At 64.9% G+C, this 12,691-nt stretch carries 12 protein-coding genes and 2 pseudogenes; 11 read left to right on the forward strand and 3 right to left on the reverse strand.

Going from position 1 to position 12,691, the window contains the following annotated elements; all coding sequences use genetic code 11:
* Positions 1-354 precede the first annotated feature (354 nt).
* Entirely contained in the window at positions 355-1,269 is a 915-nt protein-coding gene (locus OOZ48_RS15350) for a LysR substrate-binding domain-containing protein (RefSeq protein ID WP_202808396.1), read from the reverse strand.
* Between the two features lie 131 nt (positions 1,270-1,400).
* Here OOZ48_RS15350 and OOZ48_RS15355 point away from each other — a divergent pair, with 131 nt between their 5' ends.
* The 10 genes and pseudogenes from OOZ48_RS15355 to OOZ48_RS15400 all read left to right on the forward strand — a co-directional run.
* Positions 1,401-2,447 carry a YeiH family protein gene (locus OOZ48_RS15355; RefSeq protein ID WP_044305149.1) on the forward strand — a complete coding sequence of 349 codons (1,047 nt, stop codon included), beginning with the start codon at positions 1,401-1,403 and terminating at the stop codon, positions 2,445-2,447.
* 117 nt (positions 2,448-2,564) lie between these two features.
* Positions 2,565-3,005 carry a nuclear transport factor 2 family protein gene (locus OOZ48_RS15360; RefSeq protein WP_044305150.1) on the forward strand — a complete coding sequence of 147 codons (441 nt, stop codon included), beginning with the start codon at positions 2,565-2,567 and terminating at the stop codon, positions 3,003-3,005.
* Positions 3,006-3,028: 23 nt separating this feature from the next.
* Positions 3,029-3,556, forward strand: coding sequence for an RNA polymerase sigma factor (locus tag OOZ48_RS15365; protein WP_185807478.1), 528 nt, complete (start codon positions 3,029-3,031; stop codon positions 3,554-3,556).
* The gene (locus OOZ48_RS15370) at positions 3,553-4,395 is read left to right on the forward strand and encodes an anti-sigma factor family protein (protein ID WP_061960173.1); all 843 of its coding nucleotides are present in this window, start codon (positions 3,553-3,555) and stop codon (positions 4,393-4,395) included. Before OOZ48_RS15365 ends, OOZ48_RS15370 begins: the two co-directional genes overlap by 4 nt.
* A 4-nt stretch (positions 4,396-4,399) precedes the next feature.
* Positions 4,400-4,891, forward strand: coding sequence for a CopM family metallochaperone (gene copM / locus OOZ48_RS15375; protein WP_079391027.1), 492 nt, complete (start codon positions 4,400-4,402; stop codon positions 4,889-4,891).
* Positions 4,891-6,276 carry a YVTN family beta-propeller repeat protein gene (locus tag OOZ48_RS15380; RefSeq protein ID WP_044305152.1) on the forward strand — a complete coding sequence of 462 codons (1,386 nt, stop codon included), beginning with the start codon at positions 4,891-4,893 and terminating at the stop codon, positions 6,274-6,276. Before copM ends, OOZ48_RS15380 begins: the two co-directional genes overlap by 1 nt.
* A 37-nt stretch (positions 6,277-6,313) precedes the next feature.
* Positions 6,314-7,561, forward strand: a complete 1,248-nt coding sequence (gene sorA, locus OOZ48_RS15385; RefSeq protein ID WP_045785196.1) for a SorA family sulfite dehydrogenase catalytic subunit — start codon at positions 6,314-6,316, stop codon at positions 7,559-7,561.
* An 11-nt stretch (positions 7,562-7,572) separates the two neighbouring features.
* A complete protein-coding gene (sorB, locus tag OOZ48_RS15390; RefSeq protein ID WP_221892517.1) occupies positions 7,573-8,241 on the forward strand; it encodes a SorB family sulfite dehydrogenase c-type cytochrome subunit in 669 nt (222 codons plus the stop codon).
* A gap of 206 nt (positions 8,242-8,447) precedes the next feature.
* Positions 8,448-9,947 carry a transposase gene (locus OOZ48_RS15395; RefSeq protein ID WP_332108279.1) on the forward strand — a complete coding sequence of 500 codons (1,500 nt, stop codon included), beginning with the start codon at positions 8,448-8,450 and terminating at the stop codon, positions 9,945-9,947.
* A gap of 257 nt (positions 9,948-10,204) precedes the next feature.
* Positions 10,205-10,498 (forward strand): annotated as a pseudogene (locus OOZ48_RS15400) (protein translocase subunit SecF); the annotation flags it as partial.
* A gap of 153 nt (positions 10,499-10,651) precedes the next feature.
* Here the strand turns inward: OOZ48_RS15400 and sorU are convergent.
* On the reverse strand, positions 10,652-10,972 hold the full coding sequence (gene sorU / locus OOZ48_RS15405; RefSeq protein WP_269499721.1) for a SorU family sulfite dehydrogenase c-type cytochrome subunit: 321 nt from the start codon (positions 10,970-10,972) through the stop codon (positions 10,652-10,654).
* 12 nt (positions 10,973-10,984) lie between these two features.
* The gene (sorT, locus tag OOZ48_RS15410) at positions 10,985-12,217 is read right to left on the reverse strand and encodes a SorT family sulfite dehydrogenase catalytic subunit (protein ID WP_269499722.1); all 1,233 of its coding nucleotides are present in this window, start codon (positions 12,215-12,217) and stop codon (positions 10,985-10,987) included.
* Between the two features lie 253 nt (positions 12,218-12,470).
* Here sorT and OOZ48_RS15415 point away from each other — a divergent pair.
* Positions 12,471-12,689 (forward strand): annotated as a pseudogene (locus OOZ48_RS15415) (tRNA (N6-isopentenyl adenosine(37)-C2)-methylthiotransferase MiaB); the annotation flags it as partial.
* Positions 12,690-12,691 lie beyond the last annotated feature (2 nt).

Genomic DNA, 12,691 nt, shown 5'->3' on the forward strand with positions numbered 1-12,691 from the left:
TACGCGCCGCTGCGATGATCAGGCGCGGGAGGGTGGTTTTAAGATCGAATCGGCGATTGAAGCAATAAGCCACTTCGGCAGTCGTCGCTGCGGATCGCGTTCCGCGAATCGCTGCCGTCAGAGCCACTCGCCGAACTTTTCCACCTTGTCGTCGCCGGCCTGCGGTCGGTCAGGCAAGACCAAGTGCTCGTATCCCTGCCTGACGGCCTGGTCTCGGATCGCGTGCACCCGGGAAACGGCATCTACGAACTCCTGCTCGGTCAGCTTGTGAATGCGATCTGGTGCCAGTAACTCGCGCAGCTCAGACGACTACTCCTGAAGGCAACGACAGCAGAGCGGCCCGCTCGCGCCCGGTCAGTGCGCGAGCGGGCGCGCCAGCGCCTCACGCCAGGCCAGCACCAGCGGCGACGGCGGACGGCCCTTCAGTTCCACGCGCCACAGGAGCCGGACCAGCTTGGGTGCGCCTGATAGCTTGAGGGCAGCCACTTCACGCAGCGCCAGCAGCTCGCGCACCACGCGCATCGGCAGCAGTGCCACCCCCAGGCCGGCCGCGACGGCGCGGGCGATGCCTTCGTTGCTGCCGATCTCTATGCATCGCTGTGGCCGGATCGCGAGTTCGTGCAGCAGCCGGTGGGCCACGTCGCGGGTGCCGGAGCCCGGCTCGCGCAGCAGCCAGATCTCGCTGCTCAGTGTGGCGGCGGTGAGGCGTCGGCTGCGCGCCAGCGGCGAGTGCACGCCAGCGACGACGCACAGCGGCTCCTCGCGCCACGTGTGCGCTGCAAGACGCGGGTCGTGCACATCGCCCTCGACCAGACCGATGTCGATGCGGCAGTCGAGCAGGGCCTCGCAGACCATCTGCGTGTTGCCCTGAACCACTTGCACATCGACGGCTGGATGGCGATGCACAAAGTCCGCCAGCAGTTGGGGCAGCCAGTAGGCACCCACGGTGGTGCTGGCCCCCACCCGCAGGCGACCGCGCTGCAGCCCCACGCGCGCCTGCACGTCTTCGATCGCGGCCCGCTCCAGCGCAAAGATGCCCCGTGCATGCTCGAACACCGCCGCACCGTCCGGCGTCAGTTGCACGCCCCGGGCGCTCTTGGGGCCGCCCGCGCCACGTTCGAGCAAGGGTAGGCCGATCTGGCATTCCAGCTCGCGCACGGCTTTGGAGACAGCGGGCTGGCTGATGAACAGGGCCTCGGCCGCGCGCGAGAAGCTTCGCAGCTCAGCCACAGTGAAGAACACGCGCAGCAGGTGAAGATTCAGTCGCATAACTTAAAGTTACGTTTTCTTGAAAAGAATGTATTGGACTCATGGTACCAGATGCAGGAAGCTGACGTGCATCGCGGCGCTCATAGCGGTCTCTAAGCGCCAGCCAACGTTTTCCGTGAAGGAGTCCGACCATGTCCACCTCGTTGTCCGCCACGACCTCTGCGCCTCCGACCTGGAGGACGCGTGCCTGGTGGCAAGGCCTGGCGCTGGCGGGGCTACTTGCCGCCGCCGCCATGGTGGCGGCGCAGACGCCTTGGGCGGGGCGCTGGGGCCTGTCGGCGCTGACGCTGGCCATCGTGCTGGGCATCGTGGCCGGCAACACGTTCTTTCCGGCCATCGCCGCGCACACGGCTGCCGGGGTCGATTTCTCCAAGAACCGGCTGCTGCGCGCGGGCATCGTGCTGTACGGTTTTCGCATCACCTTCCAGCAGATCGGCGCCATCGGCTGGGCCGGCGTGGTGATCGATGCGCTGATGGTGGCGCTGACCTTTGTTCTCGCGCTGCAGCTGGGCACGCGCGTGTTCAAGCTGGACCGGCAGACCTCGATGCTGATCGGCGCGGGCAGCGCGATCTGCGGCGCCGCCGCCGTGATGGCCGCCGAGCCGGTGGTGCGCGCGCAGGCGCACAAGGTGTCGGTGGCCGTGGCCACGGTGGTCGTGTTCGGCACGCTGGCGATGTTCGCCTACCCGCTGCTGTACCCGTACCTGCACCTGTCCGAGCAGGCCTATGGCGTGTACGCGGGCTCGACGATCCACGAGGTGGCGCAGGTGGTGGCCGCCGGGCGCAGCGTCAGCGAGCCGGCCGCCGCCACGGCCGTCATCGTCAAGATGCTGCGCGTGATGATGCTTGCGCCGTTCCTGCTGGCGCTGTCAAGGGCCGTCCGGGCCGACGGACAGGGTGGCGCGGCCCGCATCACCATTCCCTGGTTCGCGCTGGTGTTCATCGCCGCCGCCGGCGTGAATTCGCTGGGGTGGCTGCCGCCGCAATGGGTCGCGGCCCTGGTGCAGCTCGACACCGTGCTGCTGGCCATGGCGATGGCCGCGCTCGGGCTGCGTACCCACGTGGGAGCCATCCGCCAAGCGGGCCTTAAGCCCTTGCTGCTGGCGGCCACGCTGTTCGGTTTTCTGATGGTCGGCGGCTATGGTGTGAACCGGGCCGTCAGCCACTGGCTGGGGTGAAGCATGCCGCGATGAGGCGATGAGTTTTGCGCCCAGGCGGGAATAAACCGGCCGACGCTCCCGTATACCTCAATGTCAACCTCATTTCTTCCACCCACGTACTAAGGACTACCGATCATGAAACGACTCACCGCCACCGCCACCGCCACCGCTTTCGCTCTCGCGACCCTGTTCAGCGGCACGGCGTTCGCCGGACCCGCCGACGACGCCCGCACGCACTTCCAGGCCATCGGCTCGGGCGATCTGGCCGCGCTGATGCGCGGCTATGCCGACAACGCCCACCTCACCTGGGTTGGGGGGCCGCTGGACGGCAGCTACGCGGGCGCCGATGCGATCCGCGGCGTGTGGGAAAAGTTCACCAAGTCCCAAGGGGCCTTGAAGGTGTCGGTCGACAAGGTCGAGGAAGCCGCCAACCCCAGGGGCGCGACCGTGACCGCCAATGTGCAGTTCGAGGGCAAGCAGCCAATCAAAGTGCGCTATGTGTTGATCTACCGCGACGCGAAGATCGTCAACGAAACCTGGCAGATCGATCCGAAACTGGCGGTCGCCAGCTACTGATCGGCCACACAGGCCCCGGCGCGATGAATGCGCAGGAGGTGTCACTGACCGAGGCGGGCGCGCTTATGGTCGCCGCCCTGCCGCGCCTGCACCGCTACGCCTGCGCGCTCGTGGGCGACCGCGCCGCTGCCGACGACCTGGTACAGGACACCCTGGAGCGGGCCTGGGCGCGCATCGACAGTTGGCGGCCGGACGGCGATATGCGCGCCTGGCTGTTTAGCATCCTGCACAACCTGCATGTGGACCAGCGCCGCCGGCCCGCCGTGGCGACCGTGCCCCTGCATGACGAAGCGCTGGCGTTGCCGGTGAGGGCTTCACAGACCGATGGCCTGGACATGAGAGATCTCGAAACCGCGCTGCGGCAGATTCCGACCGAGCAGCGCGAGGTGCTGCTGCTGGTGGCGCTGGAAGACATGAGCTACGAGGAGATCGCGCGTACGCTCGGCGTGCCACTGGGCACCGTGATGTCGCGCCTGTCGCGTGGGCGGGCTCGCCTGGGTGGCGTGATGGAGGGGCGTTCTCAACCCCAGACTCTGAAGGTGGTGAAATGAACGCATTGCCCATCACCGAAGCCGATCTGCAGGCTTATGTCGATGGCCTGTTGCCCGAATACCGGCGCGCCGAGATCGAAAGCTACCTGGCAGAGCGCCCGCAGGAGGCGCAGCGCCTGCAGGCCTACCGGCAAGACAAGCAGGCGATCAAGGCGCTGTACGGGTCGCTGCTGGATGAACCCGTTCCCGACGTATTGCTGCAGGCTGCCCGTGCGCCGCGCACGCGCTCCGCTGCACCCCACGCGGGAACGCGCCTGTCGCGCTGGTCGCTCGAACGCGTGGCCGCGGGCTTTTCACTGGTGTTTGTGGGTGCAGGCGCAGGCTGGCTGGGGCGAGGCGCCTTGCAACCGCCAGAGATGCTCGCCCGATCGACCCGTGGACCGGCGGCCATCATCAACGCGGCGGCCGGCAGCCTGTCCCGGCAAGCCGCCATCGCGCACGTGGTCTACAGCCCCGACGTGCGGCGCCCGGTGGAGATCGGCGCCGACCAGGAAGACCAGCTGGTCGCCTGGCTGTCCAAGCGCCTGGGCGCAAAGATCCGCCCCCCGAAGCTGGGCGCGCTGGGCTACGAGCTGATCGGCGGGCGCCTGCTGCCGGGATCAAGCGGCCCGGTGGCGCAGTTCATGTACCACGACGCCACGGGGCAGCGGCTGACCCTGTATGTCACCCACGAGCAGGCCGCCAACCAGGACACCGGCTTCCGCTTCGCACAGGAGGGGCCGGTCAACGTGTTCTATTGGATCGACGGCAAATTTGGCTATGCTTTGTCGGCCGGTATCAACAAGGGCGAGCTCGCGCGCATCGCAACAGCCGTCTATTCCCAACTGCAACCGAGCTGAACGCATGCAGACCCCCGCCTTCACGATCACGTTGCTCTCGAGATCAACCCGCCCGCTGGTGTTTGCTGCCTTGGCCATGTTGGTAGCTTCACCGGCGCTGGCGCAACACGCCCACTCCCACCCGGCCGCAACCCTAATGCAATCCCCGCCGGCTTTCGTGGCGAGCACGGCCAAACCTTTCGCCCAATTGATGGACGACGCGATGGCGGTGATGGAGCACGACATGCGCGCCGCGCCGATGAACGGCAACCCGGACCACGACTTCGTCACGATGATGATTCCGCACCATCAAGGCGCCATCGACATGGCCAAGGCCGTCCTCCTGCATACCCAGGACCCCGAGCTGCGCAACCTGGCGCTGTCGATCATCACCGAGCAACACAACGAAATCCGGCTGATGCAGGCCTGGCTCGCACGACCTGCCGACGGTGCCGCCACCCAGGACGCAGCGGGCAACCCATCCCACTCCACCAGCACAACACAAGGAACCCGGTGATGAAACGACTCTCCCTCACTCTGCCGCTGGCATTGTTCAGCAGCATCGTGCTGGCCGCGCCGGCCCCCGCCGATCGCGTCTACACCGCCGACCAGAACACCAACACGGTGTCGGTGATCGATCCTTCGTCCAACACGCTGCTGGGCCAGATCCGGCTGGGCAACGTGCGGCCGGAGGTGCTGTCGCCGTTGTACAAGGGTGAGCTCAACGTGCACGGCCTGGGCTTCTCGCCTGACCACAAGACCCTGGTCGCGATTTCCAACGGCTCCAATTCGGTCGCCTTCATCGACACCGCCACCAACCAGGTCAAAGGCATCGCCTACATCGGCCGCTCGCCGCACGAGGCGTTCTTCACGCCGGACGGCAAGCACGTGTGGGCGGTCGTGCGCGGCGAGAACTACGTGTCCGTGATCGATGCCGCGACCTTCAAGGAAGTCGGCCGCATCGAAACCGCGCCCGGGCCGGGCATGGTGCTGTTCCATCCGCAGAAGAACATCGCCTTCGTGGTGCACAGCTTCACGCCGGAGGTGGACGTGATCGACGTGCCCACGCGCAAGGTGATCAAGCGCATCCCGGTGGTCAGCCCGTTCTCGCCCTTCCTGCAGTTCACCCCGGACTTCAAGGAAGTGTGGATGACGCACAAGGACGTGGGCAAGGTGACCCGCATCGACACCGATACGCTTCAGGTCAAGGGCGTGATCGAGACCGGATTCATCACCAACCACCTCGGGTTCGCCAAGACCGCACGCGGCACGCTGGCCTACGTGACCATCGGCGGCGAGCACGTGGTGAAGGTCTACACCACCGACGCCACGCCCAAGCTGCTGGCCACCATCCCGGTGGGCGCGCTACCGCACGGCATCTGGCCATCCGACGATGGCACGCGCATGTACGTGGGGCTGGAAAACGGTGACGCGGTGGACGTGATCGACACCGCCACCGACCGGGTGATCGCTCGCGCACCCGTGGGGCAGGCCCCGCAGGCGCTGGTCTATGTGTCGAACGCCGTGCCCAGCGGCACGGGCACAGCCCACCTCGTGCCCCGCGTCAACGACGAGCCAGTCAACATTACGCTCAAAGCCACGCAGGGAGAGGCCCGCGGCTTCGTCGTGGCGCGCAACCTGGGGCTGGTGGACGCTCTGGAAGTCTTCCTCTTCAAGCTCAAGCCGCAAACGGTGTACAACGTGTATGTGAGCAGCCAGCGTTCGCCGATCGCGAGTTTCAAGACCAACCCCGCCGGGGCGGCCAACGGCACGGTGATCGGCCCGCTGCGAGACGCGGTGACCACCATGTCGTCGAAAACGCCTTCCGTCGCGCAGATTCTCGTGGTCGAAGGTGATGCGGCGGCGCAGGCGTCGAATGCAGTTCTGGTGAGCGCCCGATAGGGCGCGGTTTCCCATCTACTCGAAGAAGGAGACAAACATGGAGCGTGACGACACCCCCCCCTGGCCTGCGCGCCGCCGTGTGCTGAAGACCTTGGGCGCCATCGGCGCCGGTGCCGGCCTGATGGGTCCGACCGCCGAGGCGCTTGCGGCGACTGCGGGTCGCGTCGTGTTGCCGTTCGACAATGGCGAGCGCGAGTTGGTGGCCTTTCCGCAGAAGCGCCCGCTGATCCTGCTGACCAGCCGGCCGCCGCAGCTGGAGACGCCGTTTTCGGTCTTCAACGAAGGCGTCATCACGCCCAACGACGCGTTCTTCGTGCGCTACCACTGGAGCGGCATTCCCACCTCGATCGATCCGCAAAGCTATCGGCTGCGCGTGGGCGGCAAGGTCAACACGCCGCTGGAGCTGTCGCTGGACGACCTGAAGCGTCTGGCCGACCCGGTGGAGCTGGTGGCGGTCAACCAGTGCTCCGGCAACAGCCGCGGGCATTTCACGCCGCGCGCCAACGGCGGCCAGCTGTCCAATGGCGCGATGGGCAACGCACGCTGGACAGGGGTGCCGCTGAAGAAAGTGTTGGAGAAGGCCGGCGTGCAGGCCGGTGCCGTGCAGGTGAGCTTCAATGGCCTGGACCATCCGCCGCTGCAAGGCGAGAGCCCGGACTTCGTCAAGGCGCTCGCGGTCGACCACGCGCTCGACGGCGAGGTGATGCTGGCCTGGGCGATGAATGGCGAGGACCTGCCGATGCTCAACGGCTATCCGGTCCGGCTGATCGTTCCCGGCCATTACGGCACCTACTGGGTCAAGCACCTGTCCGACATTCAAGTGCTGGACAAGGCGTTCGACGGGTTCTGGATGAGTACGGCCTACCGCATTCCCGACAACGCCTGCGCCTGCGTGGAGCCGGGCAAGGCGCCAGCCAAGACCGTGCCTATCAACCGGTTCAACGTGCGCTCGTTCATCACCAGCCTGCGCGACGGCGACAAGGTGCGCGTTGGGCGCGAGACGGTGGTGCGCGGCATTGCCTTCGACGGCGGCTTCGGCATCACCGAAGTCGCCTTCTCCGCCGATGGTGGACACACCTGGACGGAAGCCCGGCTCGGCAAGGATTTGGGCAAGTATTCCTTCCGCGAGTGGAGTGTGGCCTTCAAGCCGAGCAAGCGAGGCGCTCATGAACTGAAGGTGCGCGCGGTCAACCGCATCGGTCAAAGCCAGCCGCTGTCCGCGTTGTGGAACCCGGCCGGCTACATGCGCAACGTCGTCGAGACCACGCGCGTCGTCGCGGCATGAGGAGAACAGGCATGAGCACAAAACAACGTTACTGCCTGCGCGTTCTCGTGGGGATCATATCGGCGACGGCCGCGCTGCCTGCCGCTTTCGCGCTGGACATCACGCTGCCCGCTGAGACGGCCGCATACAAGCCCAGCGAGCTGCCGGGCTACCGGCTGGTGCAGCAGAACTGCATGACCTGTCATTCGGCGCAATATGTGCAGTACCAGCCGTCCACCTCCCCGCGCAGCTACTGGGAAGCCACGGTGAAGAAGATGAAACACCCGTTCGGTGCGCCCTTCTCCGACGAGGACATTCCGGCAATGGTCGACTACCTCGTCAAGACCTACGGCGCCGAGCAGACCACCGCTGCCACACCGGCACCCGCCATGGTGGCCGCCGCGCCGCCCCCGAAGACCGCTGCACCGGCAACCCCCACTACCGCTGCGTCGCTGCAGCCCGAAGCGCTGCTGAAGGCCAACAATTGCACCGCTTGTCACGCCGTCGAGCAGAAGGTCGTGGGCCCTGCGTTCAAGGAGGTCGCGGCGAAATACGCCGGCAAGGCCGATGCGCTGCAGCAGGTGGCCGCCAACATCCGCGCGGGCGGCGCCGGCAAGTGGGGCACGGTGCCGATGCCGCCGTACCCGGGACTGACGCCGGCCGAGCTGGATACGCTGGCGAAGTGGGTGCTGAGCCGCTGACGCCGGTCCGCGTTCCTCATCCCGCCGCCAGGCGTTCGCGCACGCGAGCCAGCCGCGCCGCGGCGTCATCGGCCACCTCGCGCACCTGTGGGTTGCCGCTCAACGCGACCATGGTTCGGGGCGGGCGCAAGCCTGAGCAGCCATTCCCTGCACCGGAGTGTTTCGTGCCGCGCTTCGCCGCGACCGTGTCGCAGCTGCAGGATGCCGTGGCGCACGCAACGTCGCCGGCAGCGCATCTGCCCACGGCTCGCTATGCGCCTCACCGTCCCGAGCGCACGCTGCTGTATTCGCTGGTGCAGGCGCATTGGCCGGACTTTCTCGCGCGCCGTGAGGTAGAAGACCGCCCGCTGCCCGAGTATGTGCGCGAGGAGTTCGAGACCTACCTGCGCTGCGGCGTGCTCGAGCACGGCTTCCTGCGCGTGGTCTGCGAGCACTGTCGTGCCGAGAGGCTGGTGGCGTATTCCTGCAAGAAGCGCGGGCTGTGCCCGAGCTGCGGCGCGCGGCGCATGGCCGAGTCGGCGCGGCATCTGGTGGACGAGGTGTTCGGCCCGCGGCCGGTGCGGCAATGGGTGCTGAGTTTCCCCTACCCGTTGCGCTTCCTGTTCGCCGGCAAACCGGATGCCATCAGCCCGGTGCTGGGCATCGTGCATCGTGTGATCGCCGGTTGGCTTGCCGATCAGGCCGGCGTGCCGCGGGATACGGCGCAATGCGGCGCGGTAACGCTGATCCAGCGCTTCGGCAGCGCGCTGAACCTGAATGTTCACTTCCACATGCTGTGGCTCGACGGCGTGTACGACGCGAACGTCGAGCCCCCGCGGCGCAAGCCGCGCCTGCGCCGCGCCCGTGCCCCCACCTCTGCGCAACTGACGCAGCTCGCCAACACCATCGCGCATCGCGTGTGCCGGCACCTGTCGCGCCGCGGCTGGCTCGAAGGCGAAGACGAATCCGTGTTCCTGTCCGACAGCGCGGGTAGCGACGACGGCATGGATGGGCTGCGGATGAGTTCGATGACCTACCGCATCGCCACCGGTCGCGACGCTGGCCGCAAGGTCGTCACGCTGCAAACATTGCCCGGTGACGCAGGCTCGCTGGAGGGCGATGCCGGCAAGGTCGGCGGCTTCTCGCTGCATGCCGGCGTGGCCGCGGAAGCACACGAAAGCCACAAGCTCGAAAAGCTGTGCCGCTACATCACGCGCCCGGCGATCAGCGAGCAGCGGCTGTCGATCTCACCGCAGGGTAGGGTGCGGTATCAGCTCAAGACGCCGTGGCGAAATGGGACCACGCATGTCGAATGGGATGCGGTGGACTTTATCGCCAAGCTGGCGGCACTGGTCCCGCCACCTCGCGCGCATCTCACCCGCTTCCACGGCGTATTCGCCCCGAATGCAAACCTGCGTGCGCAGCTGACGCCCTCGGGGCGCGGCAGGCGGCCTGCGGGCGATGCGGCGCCGGTTGACGCAAGCGCCCACGACGAGCCGCGCAGCCCCGAGCAGAAGCGCCGTGCGATGAGCTGGGCGCAACGGCTCAAGCGGGTCTTTTCCATCGACGTCACCACCTGCGCCCACTGCGGCGGCGCGGTACGGATCGTCGCCAGCATCGAGGAACCCACCGCCATCCGCGCCATCCTGGCCCACTTCGAGAAGCACGGTGCGCGGGAAGAAGCGCACTACCGGCCCGCGGCGCGCGCGCCGCCGCCGGCCGCGTGACGAGGTGCCGGCCACACAGCCGGCAGCCAAGCCAGAGTCCGATCCGATGCGGCCACGACCCCGCAGGGCTGCGCTCGGCCCTGTGCCGGGATTCGGTGAGAAATGGCTACGCACTGAGCCGCTGCGTGGCCCCGCGATGTCGAAAACCCACGCATGAACCCCCGATCTGTGCCCGATCTGTGCCCAAAGCGGCGCTTGCGTGGCCGCTTCCTACCCGCCAGACTCGCCAAAAAGGGCGGTTGAACTTCCTATACGACCGCAAACAACGCAAAGCGTCTGTTAGCGAAGTCATTGACGGAGCCATCACGCAAACCATTTCCCGAACCGTCATTACCCATGGCTCCACGCAAATCATGGTGATTTCCATGCTGATTTTCGGTGGCCCCACCCTGCACTATTTCGCACTGGCGCTCACCATCGGGATCTGGTTCGGTATTTATTCGTCGGTTTTCGTGGCAGCGGCCATTGCCATGTGGCTGGGCGTCAAACGCGAAGACCTGGTCAAGCCAGTTAAAAAAGACGACCCTGCAGCAGAAATCGAAGAAGGCTGATTTTTTTGTCGGCCACGTGTTTTAGCGTACCGCTGCACACGACCTTGCCACCTGATGCACCATGCGGGTAGCAATACCCAAAGCACCATCCTAGCAATACCCCCGGTTAACAAAAAACCGGGGCATTTTTTTTATTGCCGTTTCAGGGCAGGCTTACTTGGAAGTAGCATGCACCACGTAGGCTGTAACGGCTTCCATGTCGGCGGCGTTAAGCGTTGCTGCAAACGACGGCATAGCACCCATGCCCTCTTTAAGCACTTTCATGATACGGGCTGCGTCGGGCTTAAGCTCGTCGAGGTTAGGGCCGATGGCACCCTTGGCGCCGGCATCGGCCAACGTATGACAAACTGCACAGGCCGGTACAGCCTTGCTCATGAAGAGTTCTTTACCACGAGCCAACTGCGCATCGTCGGCCATGGCAGGCGCGCCTGCCATGGACAACGCAGCAGCGGCAACTAATGCTGCAAATTTCATTGTGTTTCCTTGTTAAACGACCTTGATAGCGACCATGTGGTCGCGCCAGCTGTTGTTGTTGTAGCCACGATTGTTTTCAACGCGGTCGGCCGGTTGTGCTTCGCCCTTGGCGTTGGTGGTGCGGCTGGCTATATTGTAGCTGCCCGGTTTTAAGTCTGCCGTAAGGGCAAACTGACGCCAGGCGTATTTACCCAGGTCGGGCCCAACAAACTGCGCCTCTTGCCAATCTTTACCGCCATTAACTGAAACCTCGATTTTGGTGGCGGCATCGACACCGCCCATAGCCAAACCGGTAATGACGACCTTACCTGCCTTAATGGGCTTGGCAGGGTCGGACGGCAACGTGACCCATGACTTGGGCGGCATTTCCCAGACGGCTGGAAACTGTGGGCCGCCTTTGACACCAATATCGGTCATACGGTAGCTGTTTTGCTGAATGCTGGCCTGCGACTGCTCTTTGGTAAAAGCCAGTTGCTTTAAATACTTGACGTTATTTACGCCGGTGTAGCCGGGCACAATAAGACGCAATGGGCCGCCGTGCGCCAATGGCAAGGGCTCGCCATTGATTTCCCAGGCCAAAATAGCGTCTTTCATGGCTTCGAGGGGCACCGAGCGTTCGACGCGTACGGTGTTAGGGTCGAGCCCGGCGGGGATTTCTTCACCGCCTGTGCCTGTCATGTAGACCATGCCGTCGGCCACGCCGCCCAAAGCCTCGACAACGGCGGCTACGGGTACACCGGTAAAAATGACGCAACCGGCCGCCCCAACCTGCCATTGCGTGCCGCTGGGCTTGTGCTGAAAGTACGCACGGCCATTGCCCGAACACTGCAGCACCATGGGCAGGGCCTGCAACCCCAGCGTTTTCAACTGGGCTACGGTCAGTGTCGTTGGCTTGCCTACACCGTTCACTTCAAGCGCCCACCCGTCGGGATCGGCCATGATCGATTCTGATGGGGGATTGACGTTGTTACGAATAAACAGGCGGTCGAGCGGAGTGACCACACTGCTACCAAACGCATCGCGACGCGTTTCGATGGTGTTGGCGCTATGCACGATAAGGCTATCGGCGTTTTTCCATTTGGCGTAATCGGGCAGTGGCTTGGCCGCCGACACCGGGCCGGGATTGGATTGCGAGGCCGGTTCGGTGGAGTCGGCGCGCGCCACCCCACCAACCCCCACCCACGCAGCTGCAGCCCCTGCTGCAGCCATGACACGACGACGCGGCACATTGATTTGTTCAGACATGACAACCTCCTTGTGTAAACCAGAAATAGCCGGGAACCACACCAATATATCCTGGTGTTATTGGCTTATTTCCTTAAGTATCGAGTCCCATTATAGGCACTTTACGCCCGCACAACGACCTCGTCGCGGGCATAAACGGGCTATGGATAAAGGTTTAGTCTGCGTCGTCGGGTCAAAAGATCCGGCGCGCGTTAAAATGAAGGGTTTTCCACTATTCATGCCCCCGGGATAAACACCCGTCACGGCTAAAACCATGCAAGAAACTCCCCTCAAACGCATTAACCTGCCCAAATCCGACAACGCCGCCGGCCCACGCAAATTGTTCATCAAAACCTTTGGTTGCCAGATGAACGAATACGATTCCGACAAAATGGCCGACGTGCTGCGCGGCGATCGTGGCCTGGAAATTACCCAGAACCCCGAAGAAGCCGACGTTATTCTGTTCAACACCTGTTCGGTACGCGAAAAGGCGCC

The sequence above is a fragment of the Castellaniella sp. S9 genome, assembly GCF_027257175.1.
In the GTDB taxonomy this organism is placed as follows: domain Bacteria; phylum Pseudomonadota; class Gammaproteobacteria; order Burkholderiales; family Burkholderiaceae_B; genus Castellaniella.